The organism is Pseudomonas sp. Pseusp9 (assembly GCF_059491265.1).
Genome location: NZ_CP168500.1, coordinates 5,366,434 through 5,385,239 on the forward strand (window position 1 = coordinate 5,366,434; position 18,806 = coordinate 5,385,239).

Consider the following 18,806-nt stretch of genomic DNA (forward strand, 5'->3'; position numbering starts at 1 on the left):
GACCCTATGAAGCTGCCCCACCCTTTGCTGTTAACACTCGTCACGCTGATGTTGAGCGGACTTGCGCCTCAGGCCTGGGCGCTCACCAATGAATGCCAGCTCACCCTGAGTCAGCCGGTGCTCGATTACGGCTTGATCAATCGGACAATACGCGGCAATACCCCCGCAGAGCGAACCCTGGGCGAGCGCCACCTGAGTCTGAACCTGAACTGCCCACACCCCACTGACATGACCCTGTTCTACCGCGCCATGGCTGCGACCGCCGAGCGCTTTCGCTTTGCCGAACACGGCAGCTATGCGGTGCGCCTGGGTGACGCCGTACTCGATGGTCAACCGGTGGACCTGGGACTGATTTCCGCCGTCGGCCAGGTACCCGAAGAGGCCGCTTCGAGCCTGCTTTGGCGACCGCAGCAGGCGATCGTTCCGGTTCGGGGCGGCGTGGCCGTGCAAGGTCAAAGTCTTTCGGCACAACTGGAACTGACAGCCTGGGCACCGGAAAAAACGTTGCAGGTACGTGACGCCGTTGTCTGGGAAACCACCGGTCTGTTCGACGCAGTCGCTACGGGCCGCTCCAGGGAGATAACCCTGCGCGCCAGTTTCGCGCCCGCCGCGTGCAAGGTGGAACTGTCCAATGGCGGCCTGGTGGATTTCGGTCGGTTATCGATAAACGACCTCAACCCCGACAAAGGCACCCGATTGCCTTCCAAGGATTTGACCTTGCGGGTTGGCTGTGACGCCCCGACGCAATTTGCCCTGGTCATGCATGACAACCGCGCCGGCACCGCGACGGTCAACAGCGAGATTTACTACGGGCTGGGTCTGGATAACCGCAGCAACAAGATTGGCCTGTACTCACTGAATGTCGACCCCTCCAATGCCAGTGCGGACAGCTTTACCCGCGTGTATCGAACCGACTCCACCACCCAGGGCGTGGCTTGGAGCAGCTCCAGTTCGAACCCCATACCAATCGCCCGGAAAAGCTACCTGGGCTTTACCGACAGCGCCGCCAGCACCGCAGGGCCGGCCTCGATCCAGAACCTCACGACCATGGTTACGGTCGATGCGGTCATTGCTCCCACCACGAGCCTGGACCTGAGCAGCGCCGTTCACCTCGATGGCTCGGCGACGATCGAATTGCTTTACCCGTAACACCCACCCTGCCTTGTTGAACTCGAGGTGCAATCACGCACCCCGGGGCATTCAAGGTCAACAACAGTAGCAAGGAGTTTCACCCATGAAAAAGTACTTCGCAGCACTCACCACAACGGCGCTGATCAGCGCCGCTCCTTTTGCGCTCGCAGCGTCGAGCACTGATCTGACGGTCAAGGGCCTCATCACGCCAGTCGCTTGCACGCCGAGCTTCTCCGGCGGCGGTGTCATTGATCTGGGCAAGACCTCGTCAGGAGACCTTGATCAAACCAAAAACACACTGATCGGCACTAACCCACTTCAATTGACTGTGAACTGCGATGCAAAAACGAAGTTTGCAGTGAATCCAATTGACAATAAAGCCGGCACATCAATTGGTGATTGGTTTGGCCTGGGTCTGACCGATAAGCAAGAAAAGTTGGGCTACTTTTACCCCAAAGTCATGCAAGTCAAAGACGAGGCAACTGTGCTGGATGCAATCAAATCAAATGACGGCGGATCAACCTGGGTGAAAGCTGCCGATGCTCAAGCGGGATATCTCTTGTCCGTTGCCACTGTTGGTGGCACCGCACCGATTGATGCACAAGCTGTCACCTTTGATTTTAACGTCGAGACCTGGATCGCCAAAGCCGAGTCGCTGACCCTGACCGACGAAGTCACCATTGATGGCTCCGCGACGTTCGAAGTGAAATACCTCTAAGGACCAAGGCGCTGAACCGTTCGATGTCCGTATGAACGGGCGGTTCAGCACCCGTACCTTCTTCTGAAAAAGGAATTTACCGATGAAGCGTATCCCTATAGCCCTGAGCGCAACGCTGTTGATGAGCACGACGACTTACACCATGGCAGCGTCTACCGCTGATCTGGCTGTCAACGGCACCATCACCCCGATCGCCTGCACCCCGACTTTTTCCAGCAACGGCATTGTCGACTACGGAAAAATCTCTCGGCAGGACCTGAACGTCGACAAACGGACGCAACTGCGTGACGAATCCCTGATCCTCAACATCAGTTGCACCGCACCTGCCCGTTTCGCCTTGATCATGCGGGACAACCGGGAAGGTTCGGCCATCACCAACAGTGAGATCTATTACGGCCTGGAGTACGACCGCAGCGGCAACAGGATCGGCCTGTATTCACTGCACTTCGATCCCGCCAGTACCGTGGTGGACGCTCTGCCTCAAGTGTACCGAACCGATTCCACCACTCAGGGGCGGGCATGGAGTACATCCAGTTCGAGCCCCATACCGATTGGCGCCCAAAGCTATCTGGGCTTCACCGATGTGGCGGGCAGCACCGCAGGTCCTGTCGCAATTCAGAACCTGAGCAGTCGGGTCACGCTCGTCACGGTCATTGCCCCCACCTCAACCCTGGACTTGAGTGACGATGCAACACTCGACGGCTCCGCGACCCTGGAGGTTCTCTACTTATAGGCGTGCGCCGCGATCAGATTTTCTCACTGCCGACCTGCACATACAGCGCCCGCCCGGCACCGAGGCCGGCGACGATCGCACCCAGGCCGATCACGCCGAAGATCCAGCCCACAGCCGTCCAGCCGCCGGTCCAGTCATGCACGATGCCAACCGCAAACGGCCCCATGGACGCCAGGGTGTAACCGAAGCCCTGGGCCATGCCCGACAGGTTCGCCGCGACGTGGGAGTCCCGCGAGCGCAGCACAATCAGCGTCAATGCCAGGCTGAACGTGGCGCCCTGCCCCAGCCCCAGCACAATTGCCCAGCCCCACAAGCCTTCGATCGGCGCATACAGGCAACCGAACAAGCCGCCGAGGGTCAGCACCATCACGATCACGATCGCCAGCCGCTGGTCCTTGCCACGGGTCGCCAGCCAGGGTGCCGCGAGCGAGCTGACCAATTGCACGATCACCGAGCCCGACAGCACCAGCCCGGCCTGGGTCGGGGTCAGGCCGCGCCCGATCAGAATCGATGGCAACCAGCCGAACACGATGTAGGCCAGGGACGATTGCAGGCCCATGTACAAGGTCACTTGCCAGGCCAGCGGGTCACGCAGCAAGCCGCGAACGCGATAGGCGACGTTGTGCGCGCCGTGCTTCTGGCCGACTTGCGGCAGCCAGAACACTGCCGCCGCCAACGCAGGGATAACCCAAAAACCAAGGCCCAGCGCCCAGCTCTTGTCGAAATGCTCACTGAGGGGCACGGTCGCACCCGCCGCCATCGCTGCGCCCAGGCACAGGGCCATGGTGTAGACGCCGGTCATGGTCCCGGCCTGTTTCGGGAAATCGCGCTTGACGATGCCTGGCAGCAGCACACCGATCACGCCGATACTGGCACCGGCGAGCACACTTCCGGCAAACAGGCCGATCTCACCGAACGAACTGCGCAGGATGATCCCGCCAGCCAGGGTCAGAAGAATGCCCAGCACTACCCGCTCGGCTCCGAAGCGGCGCGCCAGCACCGGCGCCAACGGCGCAAACAGGCCAAGGCAAAGCACCGGCAACGTGGTCAGCAATCCCGCCGTGGACGCCGACAAGCCGAGGGACTTCGAGACCTCGCTGAGCATCGGCGCCATGCTCGACAGCGCCGGGCGCAGGTTCAGTGCCACCAGAATCAGGCCCAGCAGCAACAGCCACGGCCGGCGCAGAACCGGGTGAGCTTGCTGGACCTGCTCGTCATCGGCCTCGGCGTCGATCAGCAGCTCGTCCAGCTCTGCCGAACGTTTTTGCGCTGTGGATAAATCACCGCGGTGCATGGACTTCTCGGTTTCAAGGTTCATTGATCAACTGCCTCGACAGGGCTTTGGCCCGCTCCGGGTCGCGCTGTTCGACGGCATCGAGCAACTCGATGTGCAGGTCGAACACTTCCTGGCGGCGCGGGACGATGCTCAGGGTCTGGCGCAATTGCGCGCCGATGATGCTGGAGAAATAGCGATACAACTCGCTGAGGGTCGGGTTGTGCGCGGCGTCCACCAAACGACGGTGGAACACCAGATCGCAGGCGATGTAGGTATCGAGATCGCCGTGGTAGTGACTACCGCTGACACCCAGCGCCTCGCGCAAAGCCACCAGGTCTTCATCGGTGCGGCGCATGGCTGCCAGGCCGATCGCCTCGACTTCAAGGATATGCCGGGTTTCCCGGGCCTGCTCAAGAGAGCAGCGCGACAGTGCCTTCAAGGTATCGAGCGGATCGACCACCGCCCGCAGGTAACTGCCGTCGCCCTGGCGGATCTCGATCAACCCGGAAAACGCCAACACCCGCATGGCTTCGCGCACGGTGTTGCGGCTGATGCCCAGCTCGGCGGACAACTCAGGCTCGGTGGGCAGACGCTGGCCCACGACCCAAACGCCCTGGTTGATCCGCAGGCGCAACTGGTCCAGGGCCTGATCGACCAGGGATCGTTTTACCAATGGAGAGATTTCTGACATGGAATTCGCCCTCTCATCCAATCATAGGATGAATTTTCTGACATGTTAGTCAGCTTCACCCAAGAGAGCAACTGATCCCTGTAGGAGCGAGCCTGCTCGCGATGGACGTCAACGATAACGCTGTTCGGCAGGTACCCCGCGGTGCTCTCAAGCCCATCGCGAGCAGGCTCGCTCCTACAGGGGGTATGTTTTTTGCGGGCAAAAATAAACCCGGAACATGTCCGGGTTTATTTCATTGCCTGGGGTCGATCAATGCAGGATCTGGCTCAGGAACAGCTTGGTGCGCTCGTTTTGCGGTTTATCGAAGAAGTCGTTCGGCGCGGCCTGTTCGACGATTTCACCCTTGTCCATGAAGATCACGCGGTTGGCCACGGTGCGGGCAAAGCCCATTTCGTGGGTTACGCAAAGCATGGTCATGCCGTCTTCGGCCAGGCCGATCATGGTGTCCAGCACCTCTTTCACCATCTCCGGGTCGAGTGCCGAGGTCGGCTCGTCGAACAGCATGATTTTCGGCTTCATGCACAGCGCGCGGGCAATCGCCACACGCTGTTGCTGACCACCGGACAGTTGCCCCGGGTATTTATGCGCCTGCTCCGGAATGCGTACGCGTTCCAGGTAGTGCATGGCAATTTCCTCGGCCTTGCGCTTGGGCATCTTGCGCACCCACATCGGCGCCAGGGTGCAGTTTTGCAAAATGGTCAGGTGCGGGAACAGGTTGAAGTGCTGGAACACCATGCCGACTTCACGGCGGATCGCTTCGATCTGCTTGAGGTCGTTGGTCAGCTCCGTGCCATCGACCACGATGCGGCCCTGCTGGTGTTCTTCCAGACGGTTGAGGCAGCGGATGGTGGTGGACTTGCCCGAACCCGACGGCCCGCACAGAACGATACGTTCGCCCTGCTTGACGTTCAGATTGATATCTTTCAACACGTGGAACTGGCCGTACCACTTGTTCACGCCCTGCATCTGAATAATGCCTTCAGGGCCCACAGGCTGTTTGATTGCTTCGCTCATAAAAGAACTTCCTAAATTAGGTACGGCGCTTCAGCGCTTGTGGCCAGTGTCGAGCTTGCGTTCCAGATGCATGGAATAGCGCGACATACCAAAACAGAAAATCCAGAACACCAGGGCGGCGAACACATAGCCTTCGGTGGCCATGCCCAGCCATTTCGGGTCGGCAGCGGCTTGCTTGACACTGTTGAGCAGGTCGAACAGGCCGATGATGATCACAAGGCTGGTGTCCTTGAACAGCGCGATGAAGGTGTTGACGATGCCGGGGATCACCAGCTTCAGGGCTTGCGGCAGGATCACCAGGCCCATGCTGCGCCAGTAGCCCAGGCCCATCGCGGCAGCCGCTTCGTACTGACCTTTGGGAATCGCTTGCAGACCACCACGCACCACTTCGGCCACGTAGGCCGACTGGAACAGGATCACGCCGATCAGAGCCCGCAGCAGCTTGTCGAAGTTCATGCCTTCGGGCAGGAACAGCGGCAGCATCACCGAGGACATGAACAGCACCGTGATCAACGGCACGCCGCGCCAGAACTCGATGAAGGTCACGCAGACCACGCGAATCGCCGGCATGTTCGAACGACGACCCAGGGCCAGGATAATCCCCAGCGGCAGCGCACCGGCGATGCCGACGGTGGCGATCACCAGGGTCAGCATCAGGCCGCCCCACTGGCTGGTCGCCACGTTGGTCAGGCCGAAGATGCCGCCATGCAACAGGAAGTAGGCAAAGATCGGGTACAGCACCAGGAAGCCCAGCCCGTACACCGCTTTATGGTGAAAGCGCGAGATGAACAACGGTGCCACGCCGACAATCGCCAACCACACCGTCAGGTCCACGCGCCAGCGCAGTTCCGGCGGGTAATAGCCATACATGAACTGGCCGAAACGCTGCTGGATGAACACCCAGCAGGCGCCTGACTGGGTGCAGTCGGCGCGAGTCGTGCCCACCCAGTTGGCGTCGAGGATGGCCCAGTTCAGGATCGGCGGTACCACCAGGTAGATGAGATAGAACGCAAACAGGGTCAGCAGGGTGTTGAGCCAGCTGGAGAACATGTTCGCGCGCATCCACGCCACCACACCGATGCTTCTGCTCGGTGGAGGCATGTCAGGTTTGAAAGTATGAGTACTCATGCGCTTTTCCTTACCGCTCGATCAGCGCAATGCGCTTGTTGTACCAGTTCATCAGCAAGGAAATGCTGATACTGATCGCCAGGTACACGCTCATGGTGATGGCAATCACCTCGATCGCCTGGCCGGTCTGGTTGAGCACGGTGCCGGCGAACAGCGAGACCATTTCCGGATAACCGATACCGGCCGCCAGCGAAGAGTTCTTCGCCAGGTTCAGGTATTGGCTGGTCAGCGGTGGAATGATCACGCGCAGGGCTTGCGGGATGATCACCTTGCGCAGGGTCGGACCGTTGCGCAGGCCGAGGGAATGCGCCGCCTCGGTCTGGCCATGGCTGACCGACTTGATGCCCGAACGCACGATCTCGGCGATGAACGCGGCGGTGTACACGGTGAGGGCCAATGTCAGCGCCAGCAGCTCCGGGATCAGCACCCAGCCGCCGACGAAGTTGAAACCTTGCAGCTTTGGCATCTCCCAATGCAGCGGTGCGCCGAAGATCAGTGCGCACAAGGCCGGGATCACCAGGAACAGCGCGAGGCCGACCCAGAACTTGTGGAACGGTACACCCGTCTCTTCGAAGCGCTTGGTGGCCCAGCGGCTCATCAGCACGATGGCGACGATGGCCACCACGATGCTGGCTACGAACGGCCAGAAACCGTCCGCCATCTGCGCGGCGGGCATGTTCAGGCCGCGGGCGCTGACGAAGAAGGTGTCGCCGAAGTTATGGCTGTTGCGCGGCCCCGGCATGGTCAGGAACACCGCGAAGTACCAGAACAGGATCTGCAGCAATGGCGGAATGTTGCGGAAGACTTCGACGTAAACCGTCGCCAGCTTGGCGATGATCCAGTTCTTCGACAGCCGTGCCACGCCGACGATGAAGCCGAGGATCGTCGCCAGGATCACGCCGATGAAGGTCACCAGCAAGGTGTTGAGCAGGCCGATGACAAACACCCGGGCGTAAGTGTCCGCTTCGGTGTAGTCGATCAGGTGTTGAGCGATGCCGAAACCGGCACTGCGCTCCAGAAAACTGAAGCCCGAGGTAATGCCCCGGTGCTGAAGGTTGGTCTGCGTGTTATCGAACAGATACCAGCCCATCGAGACCACCGCGACAATGGTGATGATCTGGAATAGCCACGCACGCACTTTCGGATCGCTGAGGCTGAGCCTCTGCTTTGGTGCGCCGATTGAATTTTGCATGAAGTGCCCCGGAAATAATGGAACAGAACATCACCCGGCGGTTGGCCCGCCGGGTGACAGAACCATCAGCGCACTGGTGGTGCGTATTGAATGCCGCCAGCGTTCCACAGAGCGTTCAGCCCGCGGTCGATTTCCAGCGGAGTGCTCTTTCCGAGGTTTTTCTCGAACACTTCGCCGTAGTTGCCTACTTGCTTGACGATCTGCACGACCCAGTCTTTCTTCACTTTCAGGTCTTTGCCGTATTCACCGTCTGTACCCAGCAAGCGGGCAACGTCAGGGTTCTTGGTGCCCTTGGCTTCGGCTTCGACGTTCTTCGAAGTGATGCCGGCTTCTTCAGCGTTGAGCATGGCGTAGCCAGTCCAGCGCACGACGGCCAGCCACTCGTCGTCGCCATTACGCACGACCGGGCCCAGAGGTTCCTTGGAAATGGTTTCCGGCAGAACCACGTAGTCCTTCGGCGAAGCCAGCTTACTGCGCTGGGCGAACAGCTGGGATTTGTCGGAGGTCAGTACGTCGCAACGACCGGATTCCAGCGACTTGGCGCTTTCGTCGGAGGTATCGAAGGTGATCGGGGTGTACTTCAGGCCGTTGCCGCGGAAGTAGTCGGAAACGTTCAGCTCGGTAGTGGTACCGGCCTGGATGCAGATGGTTGCACCGTCCAGTTCTTTAGCGCTTTTCACGCCCAGCTTGTTGTTAACCAGGAAGCCGATGCCGTCGTAGTAGGTGATGAAGCCTGGAAACTTCAGGCCCATGCCCGCGTCACGGGAGCTGGTCATGGTGGTGTTGCGCGACAGGATGTCGATTTCGCCGGATTGCAGCGCGGTGAAGCGCTCCTTGGCGTTCAACTGGCTGAACTTGACCTTGGTCGCGTCGCCGAAGACAGCAGCCGCTACTGCACGGCAGTAGTCAGCATCGATACCCACGATCTTGCCGGTGGAATCCGGAACCGAGAAGCCTGGCAGGCCATCGCTGACGCCACACTGCACGAAACCTTTCTTCATCACTGCATCCAGGGTTGCGCCCGCCTGGGCAAACCCGCTGACACCGAGTACTGCGGCTGCAGTCACGATAGCCAGAGTGGATTTCAACATCTTCATTCAAACCTCCAGTTTTGCTCTTGTTGTGTCGGAGCGTGAGTCCTGTCGCACCCTTTTGAGGCGTAGTCGACCCGTGTTGGCTTGTTTTGGGGTCAACCGACGTAAGACGTTAGCTATGAGTCTAGTAGGAGAAAATCCACATCATGGAAAACTCACCCTCACCAGTCGGCCGAACGGGCTGTAGCCCTTTCACGTTCGCGAAGCCCGTAGCGGCCTTTGGCGAACATCCATCACCGGAATTTTTTTGCTATCCCACTGCCAACAATGGCCTGATAGTGTTACCGACAGACGTGGGATTTTTCGTACAGGCTTTTCCATAGCAAAGCCCGTACCAGACCTCTTCCCGAGGCACTTGCGAGACAGGTCAATAGCGAAACTTGTAACCTTGCGACATCTTCTTAACGGATCAACCCGACGCGCACTTGGATCACGCACTTAATGAGCGCGCACGCACAATTTTGGAGCAGACATGACCGAGCCCCTGATTCTTGAACCCGTAAAGCCCGCAGACGCCTGCGTCATCTGGCTGCACGGCCTGGGCGCCGATCGCTACGACTTCCTGCCGGTGGCCGAAGCGCTGCAGGAAACCTTGCTGAGCACCCGCTTTGTTCTCCCTCAGGCCCCCACCTGTGCTGTCACTATCAATGGCGGCTACGAGATGCCGAGCTGGTACGACATATTGGCCATGAGTCCGGCACGGGCGATCAACCGCGAGCAACTGGAAGAGTCGTCCGACAGGATCATCAAGCTGATCGACACCCAGCGAGCTATCGGAATAGACGCCTCGCGGATTTTCCTGGCCGGTTTTTCCCAAGGCGGAGCCGTGGTGTTCCATACCGCGTTTCTGAAATGGCAGGGACCACTGGGTGGCGTAGTTGCCCTTTCTACTTATGCACCCACCTTCAGCGACAAATTGGAACTGTCCGCGAGCCAGCAGCGCATTCCGGTGCTGTCGATGCACGGCCAGTTTGACGATGTGGTGCAAAACTCGATGGGACGCAGCGCCTACGAGCATTTGAAGCAGCGTGGTGTCACCGTGACATGGCAGGAGTACCCAATGGGTCACGAAGTGTTACCCGAAGAAATTCGCGACATCGGCACCTGGCTCACCGAGCGCTTGCGTTAAGCATTCAGGATTAAAAGCGCCCTTTGATCCATCCCTCTACGCCGCGCCCGATTCTTGCATTACACTGCCCGGCGTACATTCCTTAACCAATTGATGAGATGACCGTGCTCAAAGCACTCAAGAAAATGTTCGGTAAAAGCGAGACTGAGCAACTCGCGCCAGTCCCCAGCGCCCCGTCTCATGCTCCCGGCCACCGCACCGACGGTAATCAGCCTGAACGAGCCGCCAACACGACGGCACCCAGGCACGAGCCGAAGACCGCAACCGCTGCCCTGCCTGTGGCGATCACAACCCCGGAGCAGCCGCGCAGCGACACGCCGAAACCCGCCAAACCGCGCCGCGAACCCAAGCCCAAGGCACCGGTCATCCCATGGAAACTCGAAGACTTCGTCGTCGAACCCCAGGAAGGCAAAACCCGCTTCCACGATTTCAAGCTCGCCCCTGAACTGATGCACGCCATCCAGGACCTTGGCTTCCCGTATTGCACACCGATCCAGGCACAGGTGCTGGGCTTTACCCTGGCGGGCAAAGATGCCATCGGCCGCGCCCAGACCGGCACCGGCAAGACCGCTGCGTTCCTGATCTCGATCATCACCCAGTTGCTGCAGACCCCGCCGCCGAAAGAGCGCTACATGGGTGAGCCACGGGCGCTGATCATTGCGCCGACCCGCGAACTGGTGGTGCAGATCGCCAAGGACGCCGCCGACCTGACCAAGTACACCGGCCTCAACGTCATGACGTTCGTCGGCGGCATGGACTTCGACAAGCAGCTCAAGCACCTCGAAGCCCGCCACTGCGACATCCTCGTGGCCACGCCGGGCCGCCTGCTGGACTTCAACCAGCGCGGCGACGTGCATCTGGACATGGTCGAAGTGATGGTGCTGGACGAAGCCGACCGCATGCTCGACATGGGCTTCATCCCGCAAGTGCGCCAGATCATTCGCCAGACGCCACCGAAGTCCGAGCGTCAGACGCTGCTGTTCTCCGCGACCTTCACCGAAGACGTGATGAACCTGGCCAAGCAATGGACCACCGACCCGTCGATCGTCGAGATCGAGTCGCAGAACGTGGCCAACGAAAACGTCGAGCAGCACATCTACGCGGTGGCCGCGGCCGACAAATACAAACTGCTCTACAACCTGGTCAACGACAACGGTTGGGAGCGGGTCATCGTCTTCGCCAACCGCAAGGATGAAGTGCGGCGCATCGAAGAACGCCTGGTGCGCGACGGCATCAACGCCGCGCAACTGTCCGGCGACGTGCCGCAGCACAAGCGCATCAAGACCCTGGAAGGCTTCCGCGAAGGCAAGATTCGCGTGCTGGTCGCCACCGACGTGGCCGGGCGCGGCATCCACATCGACGGCATCAGCCACGTGATCAACTTCACCCTGCCGGAAGTGCCGGATGACTACGTGCACCGCATCGGCCGTACCGGGCGTGCCGGCGCCGACGGTGTGTCCATCAGCTTTGCCGGTGAAGACGACTCCTACCAGCTACCGTCCATCGAGGAAAAGCTGGGGCGCAAGATCAGCTGTGAAACACCGCCGACGCATCTGTTGCGGGCGGTTGAGCGCAAACGTCCACACTGAGTGACGTTGCACGAACAAGCGCAGCCGGAAACGGGCTGCGCTTTTTTTTGCCCGGATATTGCTCAATAGAACTAAAAGTCCATAATAGACAAATTAGTTTAAACCGAATCCCGGAGCCGACCATGTCCAGCACGCCCCAAGTGATCACCCAAGCCCAGGCCCGCGAGTATCTGGCGCAAGTCGATGTGCCGCAGATCCTGCGCAAGCTGTTCCGCGACCTGGCCGCCGGGCAAGCGGTGCAACCGGCGCAGCAACTGGTGGAGTTCCCGCAGGGCGCCGGCGACTTCATCAATTACCTGGGCGTGCTGGCCGAAGACGGCGTGTACGGGATCAAGACTTCGCCATACATCGTCCGTGAACAGGGGCCACTGGTGACGGCGTGGACGCTGCTGATGTCGATGCAGAGCGGGCAGCCGCTGTTGCTGTGCGATGCCGGAGAACTGACCACGGCCCGCACCGCCGCAACCACCGCCGTGGCGGTCGATGCCCTCGCACCGCCCACAGCCAATCGCCTGGCCATCATCGGCAGCGGCAAAGTGGCCCAGGCGCACCTGCATTACGTGAAAGACCTGCGCGACTGGCAGAGCATCAGCCTGTACTCGCCGAGCCTGCACGAAGATGCCGAAACCGTGAGCCTGCTGAAAAACATCGAGCCACGCCTGAACGTCGTCGACAGCCGCGAAGCTGCCGTACAGGACGCAGACGTGATCATGCTCTGCACCTCGTCCGCCGGGCCGGTGATCGATCCATCGAGCTTGCGCAAACCGGCGCTGATCACCTCCATCAGCACCAACGCGCCGCGTGCCCACGAAGTGCCGCCGCAGAGCCTCAATGACATGCAGGTGTTCTGCGACTATCGTCTGACCACTCCGGGCTCGGCCGGCGAAATGCTGATCGCCGCCGAACGGCACGGCTGGGACAGGAGCGCGATTGTCGGCGACCTGCCCGATTTGCTCAGCGAGAAGGTGCAGCGCCCCGACTACGACCGTCACGTGTTCTTCCGTTCCATCGGCCTGGGTCTGGAAGACATTGCGCTGGCCAATGCCATCTATCGCCTATCTCACTAACACCACAATCCCCTGTAGGAGCGAGCCTGCTCGCGATGGTGGATCAGGCACCACTGTGTCGACTGACACACCATCGCGAGCAAGCTCGCTCCTACAAGGTACCGAACCATTGGCATCGCGCGTTATCAGGAGACGTTCATGAGCCAGGCAGATTTCATCATCATCGGCGGCGGGATTGCCGGTGCTTCCACCGGTTTCTGGCTGTCGCAGCACGGCCGCGTGATCGTGCTCGAACGCGAATCCCATCCGGCCTATCACTCCACCGGCCGGTCGGCTGCGCTGTACACCGCAGCCTATGGCACCCCACAAGTGCGGGCGCTGACCCTGGCCAGCCGGGACTTTTTCGACAACCCGCCCAGCGGTTTCTGCGAACACCCGCTGCTGACCCCGCGCGGCGAAATGACCGTGGACCTCACCGGTGACCCGGACGAATTGAACCGGCAGTACCAGAGCGCAAAAACCACGGTGCCAGAGATGCAATTGCTCGGTGTCGACGAAGCTTGCGCGCTGATGCCGATCCTGCGCCGGGAAAAGGTCCACGGCGCCATCTACGACCCGACCGCCAGCGACATCGACACCGATGCCCTGCACCAGGGATACCTGCGCGGCATCCGTCGCAACCAGGGTGAAGTGCATACCGACAGCGAAGTCGTCAGCCTGAGCCGCGACGGCCAAGGTGTATGGCAGGTCCAGACCGGCACCCAGACGTTCAGCGCCCCGGTCATCATCAACGCCGCCGGCGCCTGGGCCGACAAGATCGGCGAACTGGCCGGCGCGCAGCCGCTGGGCCTGCAACCGAAACGCCGTACCGCGTTCATCTTCGCCGGCCCGGAGGGGGTGGACGCCCACCATTGGCCGATGCTGGTCAGCCTCGACGAATCCTTCTACATGAAACCCGACGCCGGGATGTTTCTCGGCTCGCCGGCCAACGCCGACCCGGTCGAACCCCACGATGTGCAGCCCGAAGAGCTGGACATTGCCATGGGCATCTACCAGATCGAAGAGGCCACGACCCTGACCATTCGCCGCCCGACCCGGACCTGGGCCGGCCTGCGCAGCTTCGTCAGCGACGGCGACCTGCTGTCCGGCTTCGATCCACAGGTGCCGGGGCTGTTCTGGGTCGCGGCGCAAGGTGGTTATGGCATCCAGACTTCGCCGGCCATGGGCCAGGCCAGCGCGGCACTGGTGCGCGGCGCGGCGTTGCCCGAGTCGCTCGGCCGTTTCGGCCTGAACGCCGAAATGCTCTCCCCTGCCCGCCTCGGCCGATCCTGATCCTCAGGTGACGTGCCCACACGATTACGGCACACTTTCAGCGCCCCTTTGCTGGGGCGTTGACGCTGCCTGGAGTTCCATCAAATGAACGCCCCCGAAAAAGACTCGGCCCTGGACGACACGTCCCTGGATAACTTCCACGCGATCGCCGACGCCATCGCCACGTTGTTTTTCCCCCATGCCGAAGTGGTGCTGCACGACCTGCGCACGCAAAGGGTCGACTACATCGCCAACAACCTGTCCAAGCGGGAAATCGGTGACGACTCGGCGCTGGAAGACATGCTCAGCGACGATGTCAGCGAACGAAACATCGGGCCGTACGAAAAGCTCAATTGGGATGGCCAGAAGATTCGCAGCCTCAGCACCGTCCTGCGCGACAGCGAGGGGCATCCGCTGGCCGTGCTGTGCATCAACCTGAATATTTCGCTGTTCGAGAATGCCAAGGCCGCCCTGGATCTGTTCCTGTCGCCGACCAAGCTGATCCCGCAACCGGATGCACTGTTCCGCGATGACTGGCAGGAGCGGATCAACACCTTCCTCCACGCCTGGCTGCGGGAGCGCCAGCTGAGCCTGAACCTGCTGACCCGCGATCACAAACGTGAGCTGGTGCTGGCATTGCACGCCGAAGGCGCGTTCAAGGGCAAAAGCGCCTCGAACTACGTAGCCAATGTGCTGAACATGGGCCGGGCGACGGTGTACAAGCATTTGAAGGAGTTGAAGGGCTAGACCCTGAGATTCTCACTGACTGGGCGGGCCTCTTCGCGAGCAGGCTCGCTCCCACATTTGATCTGCTGCGTTCACAAATCCCCTGTGGGAGCGAGCCTGCTCGCGAAGGCGATTGATCAGTCGCCGTAAATGTCGGACTTGAAGTACTTCTCGGAAATCTTCTGGTACTCACCACTGGCACGAATGCCATCAATGGCCGTGTTCAGCTCGCTGACCAGTTCGGTATTGCCCTTGCGCACGGCAATCCCGGCACCCTCGCCCACATACTTCGGATCTTTGAGCTCCGGCCCGACAAAGGCATAACCCTGGCCACGCGGCATCGACAGGAAGTCATTGAGCGGAATGGTGTCGGCGAAAATCGCGTCGAGGCGACCGGCTGCCAGGTCCATGTAGATTTCTTCATTGTTGCTGTAGCGCTTGACGTTGATGCCCTTGGGCTCGAACACCTCGGTGGCGTAACGGTCGGTGGTGGTGGCGCGCTGCACGCCGACGGTCTTGCCCTTGAGACTGGCGTACTGGTCATCCACCACCGCGCCGTCCTTCATGACCACGCGCGACGAGGTGAAATAGTACTTGTGAGTGAAGTCCACCGACTTCTTGCGGTCTTCGTTGATGGTCATGGACGACAGCGCCATGTCGATTTTCTTCACCTTCAGGGAAGGAATCAGACCGTCGAACTCGCCTTCGACCCACACACACTTGGCCTTCATCTGCGCGCACAGGGCGTTGCCGATGTCATAGTCGAAACCGACGATTTCGCCTTTGTCGGTTTTCGAGGCGAACGGTGGGTATGCGGCTTCGATGCCGATGCGCAGGGTTTTCTCGGCGGCGAACACGCTGCTGCACGCCAACAGGCTCAGGGCCAGACCGGTGATGAGGGGGAACTTCTTCATGTTCGTTTTCTCGCGGTTGTTGTTGGTTTGGCAAGACAGAAGAAAAAGCTGAAACGGGTGGAGACCTTTTTTTGTACTTATAATTCCATACTGGACTTTTATGTATTGTCCGTCAATGAGGCAAATGCAGCCCGTGCCGGCCGATGGTCGGGTGGTGAATCAGCAGGATTTTTGCTGTTGCCGATGACGCCTTCGCGAGCAGGCTCGCTCCCACAGCTGACCGCATTCCCCTGTGGGAGCGAGCCTGCTCGCGAAGACTTACTTGAAAACGCCGCAGGATCTACTGCTTCCAGCGATCCGCAGCCGCATGATCACTGTCACGCCCTTCGACCCAACGCGGCCCGTCGCTGGTGTTTTCTTTCTTCCAGAACGGTGCGCGGGTTTTCAGGTAATCCATGACAAAGGCACAGGCGTCGAATGCCGCCTGTCGATGGGCGCTGGCCGCGCCAACGAAGACAATCGGCTCGCCCGGTTCCAGGGCGCCGATGCGATGCAACACTTCCAGCTTGAGCAACGGCCAGCGTTGTTCGGCCTCGATGGCAATCTTGCCAAGGGCTTTTTCAGTCATGCCCGGATAGTGCTCGAGGAACATCCCGGCCACGTCGAGGCCGTCATTGAAGTCGCGCACGTAACCGACAAAACTCACCACCGCGCCGACGCCGACATTGGCATCGTGCATGGCGTTGACTTCGGCCCCCGGGTCGAATGCAGTGGATTGCACGCGAATCGCCATGCCTCAGCCTCCGGTCACGGTCGGAAAGAATGCCACTTCATCGCCATCGCTTACCGGCTCGTCGAGCTGGCAGAGGTCTTCATTACGGGCGCACATCAGGTTCTGCTCGCTCAATACTTCGGCACCGTCGCGCTGGGCCAACAATGCGCGAACGTCATCGACGGTGGCGAAATCGCCCTGGACCTTCACCGAGTCCAGCCCCAGCGCTTCACGATAACGGGCGAAAAACTTCACGGTCACGTTCATGGCTGCTCCGCCTGGAAATGTCCGCTCTTGCCGCCGACCTTCTCCAGCAGACGCACGCTTTCGATGGTCATGCCGCGGTCCACGGCCTTGCACATGTCGTAGATGGTCAACGCGGCAACGCTGGCCGCGGTCAGGGCTTCCATTTCGACACCGGTCTGCCCGGACAGCTTGCAGCGCGCCACGATACGCACCGAGTCATCGCCTTCGGCACTGAGCTCGACCTTGACGCCGGTCAGCATCAGCGGATGGCACAGGGGAATCAGATCGCTGGTTTTCTTCGCCGCCTGGATACCGGCAATGCGCGCCACGGCAAACACATCACCCTTGGGGTGACCGCCGCTGACGATCATCTGCAGGGTCTCGGGCAGCATGCGCACCAGCGCTTGGGCCGTCGCCTCACGGAATGTCACGGCTTTTTCAGTGACGTCGACCATGTTGGCGCGACCTTGGGAATCGAGATGAGTCAGCACGGGATTACTCCTGATCAGGAGCATCGATTGTAAACCTGCGGGTCAATTTTTCGCACGCACGATTATCGGGTCACACAATCCCCCTGTAGGAGCGAGCCTGCTCGCGAAAAACGCAGGGACAACGCGGTCATTCAGACAGCACGCGTTATCGTTGACGTCCATCGCGAGCAGGCTCGCTCCTACAAGGGTTTTGTGTCGGGCACAAAAAACCGGGCGGCTGTGAAGCCGCCCGGTTCCAGTGGACAGTTACAGATGCGATTCGGCGTATTCGGCCAGGATCGAACGTGGCACCCCTTGCAGGGTGATGTGCACCCCGTTCGGGAAGTCCTTGAAGCGTTCAGTGAGGTAGGTCAGCCCGGAGCTGGTCGCGGACAGGTAAGGGGTATCGATCTGCGCCAGGTTGCCCAGGCACACCACTTTGGAACCGGCGCCGGCACGGGTGATGATGGTTTTCATCTGGTGCGGCGTGAGGTTCTGGCATTCGTCGATCAGGATCAGGCTCTGCTGGAAGCTGCGGCCCCGGATGTAGTTGAGGGATTTGAACTGCAACGGCACTTTGCTGAGGATGTAGTCGACGCTGCCATGGGTGCTTTCGTCATCCATGTGCAAGGCTTCGAGGTTGTCGGTGATGGCGCCCAGCCACGGCTCCATTTTTTCCGCTTCGGTGCCGGGCAGGAAGCCGATTTCCTGGTCCAGGCCCTGCACGCTACGGGTGGCGATGATGCGGCGATAGCGCTTGCTGACCATGGTCTGCTCAATCGCGGCAGCCAGCGCCAGGATGGTTTTACCCGAACCTGCGGCACCCGACAGGTTGACCAGGTGAATGTCCGGATCGAGCAAGGCGTACAACGCCAGGCTCTGATAGATATCACGCGGCTTCAGGCCCCAGGCCTCCTGGTGCAGCAGCGGTTCCTGGTGCAAGTCGAGAATCAGCAAACGGTCTTCTTCAATCTCCTTGATCCAGCCGACAAAGCCCTGCTCATCAATGATGAATTCATTGATGTGCACCGCCGGCAGGTTGTCGATCAACTGCACCTGATGCCAGGTGCGGCCATGGTCCTGACGGGTTTCGACCTTGCTCACGCGGTCCCAGAAAGAGCCGGTCATGTTGTGGTAGCCATTGGGCAGCAAGGACACGTCGTCGACCAGTTGGTCGGTGCTGTAGTCCTCGGCCGCGATCCCGCAGGCGCGCGCCTTGAGGCGCATGTTGATGTCTTTGGTGACCAGCACTACGGGCTTCTTCGGGTCGCGCGCGTGCAGGTCGATCAGTTGGTTGATGATTTTGTTGTCATTGAGGTGCTCGGGCAGAATCAGGTTCGGCTCGGCATGCCTGCTCATCAGAATTGACAGCAAACCCTTGGGTCCGCTTTTGCCACGCTGGATCGGCACACCCTGCTCGACGTCCTCGGGAGAGGCATCGCCCAGGGTCTTGTCGATCAGGCGGATGGCCTGGCGGCATTCTGCGGCAACGCTGTGATGCCCGCTCTTGAGCTTGTCGAGCTCTTCAAGCACGGTCATCGGGATCGCGACGTGGTGTTCTTCGAAGTTGAGCAGCGCGTTTGGATCGTGAATCAATACGTTGGTATCGAGTACATAAAGGATTGGCTGGTTGGAAGAAGAGCTACGTCCGTGATCATCCATACTCGGTCACCTTTGTGGGAGCCAGTCGACGCAATACCCTGACGGTGCTGCGCCTCGAAGTGA

The 18,806-nt window shown here is 60.3% G+C and carries 19 protein-coding genes; 8 read left to right on the forward strand and 11 right to left on the reverse strand.

What is annotated here, in order from left to right:
- Nucleotides 1-6: 6 nt before the first annotated feature.
- The 3 genes from ACEN8E_RS24385 to ACEN8E_RS24395 all read left to right on the forward strand — a co-directional run bounded on the left by ACEN8E_RS24385 (nucleotide 7) and on the right by ACEN8E_RS24395 (nucleotide 2,582).
- The gene (locus tag ACEN8E_RS24385; protein ID WP_495590183.1) at nucleotides 7-1,149 is read left to right on the forward strand and encodes a DUF1120 domain-containing protein; all 1,143 of its coding nucleotides are present in this window, start codon (nucleotides 7-9) and stop codon (nucleotides 1,147-1,149) included.
- 85 nt (nucleotides 1,150-1,234) lie between these two features.
- Nucleotides 1,235-1,849 (forward strand): DUF1120 domain-containing protein, encoded by a 615-nt coding sequence (locus ACEN8E_RS24390; RefSeq protein ID WP_495590184.1) that lies wholly within the window; start codon nucleotides 1,235-1,237, stop codon nucleotides 1,847-1,849.
- 82 nt (nucleotides 1,850-1,931) lie between these two features.
- On the forward strand, nucleotides 1,932-2,582 hold the full coding sequence (locus ACEN8E_RS24395; protein WP_495590185.1) for a DUF1120 domain-containing protein: 651 nt from the start codon (nucleotides 1,932-1,934) through the stop codon (nucleotides 2,580-2,582).
- A 13-nt stretch (nucleotides 2,583-2,595) separates the two neighbouring features.
- Here ACEN8E_RS24395 and ACEN8E_RS24400 read toward each other — a convergent pair whose 3' ends face one another.
- From ACEN8E_RS24400 to ACEN8E_RS24425, 6 genes are all read right to left on the reverse strand, one after another.
- On the reverse strand, nucleotides 2,596-3,900 hold the full coding sequence (locus ACEN8E_RS24400) for a CynX/NimT family MFS transporter (protein ID WP_495590186.1): 1,305 nt from the start codon (nucleotides 3,898-3,900) through the stop codon (nucleotides 2,596-2,598).
- Nucleotides 3,890-4,549, reverse strand: a complete 660-nt coding sequence (locus ACEN8E_RS24405; RefSeq protein ID WP_495590187.1) for a FadR/GntR family transcriptional regulator — start codon at nucleotides 4,547-4,549, stop codon at nucleotides 3,890-3,892. Before ACEN8E_RS24405 ends, ACEN8E_RS24400 begins: the two co-directional genes overlap by 11 nt.
- Before the next feature lie 249 nt (nucleotides 4,550-4,798).
- Nucleotides 4,799-5,563, reverse strand: coding sequence for an amino acid ABC transporter ATP-binding protein (locus tag ACEN8E_RS24410; protein ID WP_057396720.1), 765 nt, complete (start codon nucleotides 5,561-5,563; stop codon nucleotides 4,799-4,801).
- Between the two features lie 30 nt (nucleotides 5,564-5,593).
- Entirely contained in the window at nucleotides 5,594-6,691 is a 1,098-nt protein-coding gene (locus ACEN8E_RS24415) for an amino acid ABC transporter permease (protein ID WP_495590188.1), read from the reverse strand.
- Nucleotides 6,692-6,701: 10 nt separating this feature from the next.
- On the reverse strand, nucleotides 6,702-7,883 hold the full coding sequence (locus ACEN8E_RS24420; RefSeq protein ID WP_495590189.1) for an amino acid ABC transporter permease: 1,182 nt from the start codon (nucleotides 7,881-7,883) through the stop codon (nucleotides 6,702-6,704).
- Between the two features lie 65 nt (nucleotides 7,884-7,948).
- Nucleotides 7,949-8,980 (reverse strand): amino acid ABC transporter substrate-binding protein, encoded by a 1,032-nt coding sequence (locus ACEN8E_RS24425; protein ID WP_495590190.1) that lies wholly within the window; start codon nucleotides 8,978-8,980, stop codon nucleotides 7,949-7,951.
- A 469-nt stretch (nucleotides 8,981-9,449) separates the two neighbouring features.
- Here ACEN8E_RS24425 and ACEN8E_RS24430 point away from each other — a divergent pair, with 469 nt between their 5' ends.
- The 5 genes from ACEN8E_RS24430 to ACEN8E_RS24450 all read left to right on the forward strand — a co-directional run bounded on the left by ACEN8E_RS24430 (nucleotide 9,450) and on the right by ACEN8E_RS24450 (nucleotide 14,760).
- Nucleotides 9,450-10,106, forward strand: coding sequence for an alpha/beta hydrolase (locus ACEN8E_RS24430; RefSeq protein WP_495590191.1), 657 nt, complete (start codon nucleotides 9,450-9,452; stop codon nucleotides 10,104-10,106).
- Between the two features lie 98 nt (nucleotides 10,107-10,204).
- Nucleotides 10,205-11,695 (forward strand): ATP-dependent RNA helicase RhlB, encoded by a 1,491-nt coding sequence (gene rhlB / locus ACEN8E_RS24435; protein WP_495590192.1) that lies wholly within the window; start codon nucleotides 10,205-10,207, stop codon nucleotides 11,693-11,695.
- A gap of 122 nt (nucleotides 11,696-11,817) precedes the next feature.
- Complete coding sequence (locus tag ACEN8E_RS24440) at nucleotides 11,818-12,762, forward strand: ornithine cyclodeaminase family protein (RefSeq protein WP_495590193.1); 945 nt, start codon at nucleotides 11,818-11,820, stop codon at nucleotides 12,760-12,762.
- A gap of 138 nt (nucleotides 12,763-12,900) precedes the next feature.
- A complete protein-coding gene (locus ACEN8E_RS24445; protein WP_495590194.1) occupies nucleotides 12,901-14,034 on the forward strand; it encodes an NAD(P)/FAD-dependent oxidoreductase in 1,134 nt (377 codons plus the stop codon).
- A gap of 84 nt (nucleotides 14,035-14,118) precedes the next feature.
- Nucleotides 14,119-14,760: a helix-turn-helix transcriptional regulator gene (locus ACEN8E_RS24450; protein WP_495590195.1), complete on the forward strand. Its 642-nt coding sequence runs from the start codon at nucleotides 14,119-14,121 to the stop codon at nucleotides 14,758-14,760.
- A gap of 116 nt (nucleotides 14,761-14,876) precedes the next feature.
- Here the strand turns inward: ACEN8E_RS24450 and ACEN8E_RS24455 are convergent, their stop codons facing one another.
- The 5 genes from ACEN8E_RS24455 to ACEN8E_RS24475 form a co-directional block, all read right to left on the reverse strand.
- Nucleotides 14,877-15,653, reverse strand: coding sequence for an ABC transporter substrate-binding protein (locus ACEN8E_RS24455; protein WP_495590196.1), 777 nt, complete (start codon nucleotides 15,651-15,653; stop codon nucleotides 14,877-14,879).
- A gap of 280 nt (nucleotides 15,654-15,933) precedes the next feature.
- Nucleotides 15,934-16,386 (reverse strand): molybdopterin synthase catalytic subunit MoaE, encoded by a 453-nt coding sequence (gene moaE, locus ACEN8E_RS24460; protein ID WP_007989960.1) that lies wholly within the window; start codon nucleotides 16,384-16,386, stop codon nucleotides 15,934-15,936.
- Nucleotides 16,387-16,389: 3 nt separating this feature from the next.
- A complete protein-coding gene (gene moaD, locus ACEN8E_RS24465; protein ID WP_008018597.1) occupies nucleotides 16,390-16,632 on the reverse strand; it encodes a molybdopterin converting factor subunit 1 in 243 nt (80 codons plus the stop codon).
- Nucleotides 16,629-17,102 carry a cyclic pyranopterin monophosphate synthase MoaC gene (moaC, locus tag ACEN8E_RS24470; RefSeq protein WP_007972660.1) on the reverse strand — a complete coding sequence of 158 codons (474 nt, stop codon included), beginning with the start codon at nucleotides 17,100-17,102 and terminating at the stop codon, nucleotides 16,629-16,631. Before moaC ends, moaD begins: the two co-directional genes overlap by 4 nt.
- Nucleotides 17,103-17,348: 246 nt before the next feature.
- Nucleotides 17,349-18,743, reverse strand: coding sequence for a PhoH family protein (locus ACEN8E_RS24475; RefSeq protein WP_477776982.1), 1,395 nt, complete (start codon nucleotides 18,741-18,743; stop codon nucleotides 17,349-17,351).
- Nucleotides 18,744-18,806 lie beyond the last annotated feature (63 nt).

What these genes read in the sequence shown, in the direction of transcription:
- ACEN8E_RS24415 (WP_495590188.1), bottom strand. Translation starts at nt 6,691, where the DNA reads ATGAGTACTCATACTTTCAAACCTGACATGCCTCCACCGAGCAGAAGC.
- ACEN8E_RS24400 (WP_495590186.1), bottom strand. Translation starts at nt 3,900, where the DNA reads ATGAACCTTGAAACCGAGAAGTCCATGCACCGCGGTGATTTATCCACA.
- ACEN8E_RS24385 (WP_495590183.1), top strand. Translation starts at nt 7, where the DNA reads ATGAAGCTGCCCCACCCTTTGCTGTTAACACTCGTCACGCTGATGTTG.
- rhlB (WP_495590192.1), top strand. Translation starts at nt 10,205, where the DNA reads ATGACCGTGCTCAAAGCACTCAAGAAAATGTTCGGTAAAAGCGAGACT.
- ACEN8E_RS24420 (WP_495590189.1), bottom strand. Translation starts at nt 7,883, where the DNA reads ATGCAAAATTCAATCGGCGCACCAAAGCAGAGGCTCAGCCTCAGCGAT.
- ACEN8E_RS24405 (WP_495590187.1), bottom strand. Translation starts at nt 4,549, where the DNA reads ATGTCAGAAATCTCTCCATTGGTAAAACGATCCCTGGTCGATCAGGCC.
- ACEN8E_RS24475 (WP_477776982.1), bottom strand. Translation starts at nt 18,743, where the DNA reads ATGGATGATCACGGACGTAGCTCTTCTTCCAACCAGCCAATCCTTTAT.
- moaD (WP_008018597.1), bottom strand. Translation starts at nt 16,632, where the DNA reads ATGAACGTGACCGTGAAGTTTTTCGCCCGTTATCGTGAAGCGCTGGGG.
- ACEN8E_RS24410 (WP_057396720.1), bottom strand. Translation starts at nt 5,563, where the DNA reads ATGAGCGAAGCAATCAAACAGCCTGTGGGCCCTGAAGGCATTATTCAG.
- ACEN8E_RS24440 (WP_495590193.1), top strand. Translation starts at nt 11,818, where the DNA reads ATGTCCAGCACGCCCCAAGTGATCACCCAAGCCCAGGCCCGCGAGTAT.
- ACEN8E_RS24395 (WP_495590185.1), top strand. Translation starts at nt 1,932, where the DNA reads ATGAAGCGTATCCCTATAGCCCTGAGCGCAACGCTGTTGATGAGCACG.
- ACEN8E_RS24425 (WP_495590190.1), bottom strand. Translation starts at nt 8,980, where the DNA reads ATGAAGATGTTGAAATCCACTCTGGCTATCGTGACTGCAGCCGCAGTA.
- moaE (WP_007989960.1), bottom strand. Translation starts at nt 16,386, where the DNA reads ATGGCGATTCGCGTGCAATCCACTGCATTCGACCCGGGGGCCGAAGTC.
- ACEN8E_RS24390 (WP_495590184.1), top strand. Translation starts at nt 1,235, where the DNA reads ATGAAAAAGTACTTCGCAGCACTCACCACAACGGCGCTGATCAGCGCC.
- ACEN8E_RS24430 (WP_495590191.1), top strand. Translation starts at nt 9,450, where the DNA reads ATGACCGAGCCCCTGATTCTTGAACCCGTAAAGCCCGCAGACGCCTGC.
- ACEN8E_RS24455 (WP_495590196.1), bottom strand. Translation starts at nt 15,653, where the DNA reads ATGAAGAAGTTCCCCCTCATCACCGGTCTGGCCCTGAGCCTGTTGGCG.
- ACEN8E_RS24445 (WP_495590194.1), top strand. Translation starts at nt 12,901, where the DNA reads ATGAGCCAGGCAGATTTCATCATCATCGGCGGCGGGATTGCCGGTGCT.
- ACEN8E_RS24450 (WP_495590195.1), top strand. Translation starts at nt 14,119, where the DNA reads ATGAACGCCCCCGAAAAAGACTCGGCCCTGGACGACACGTCCCTGGAT.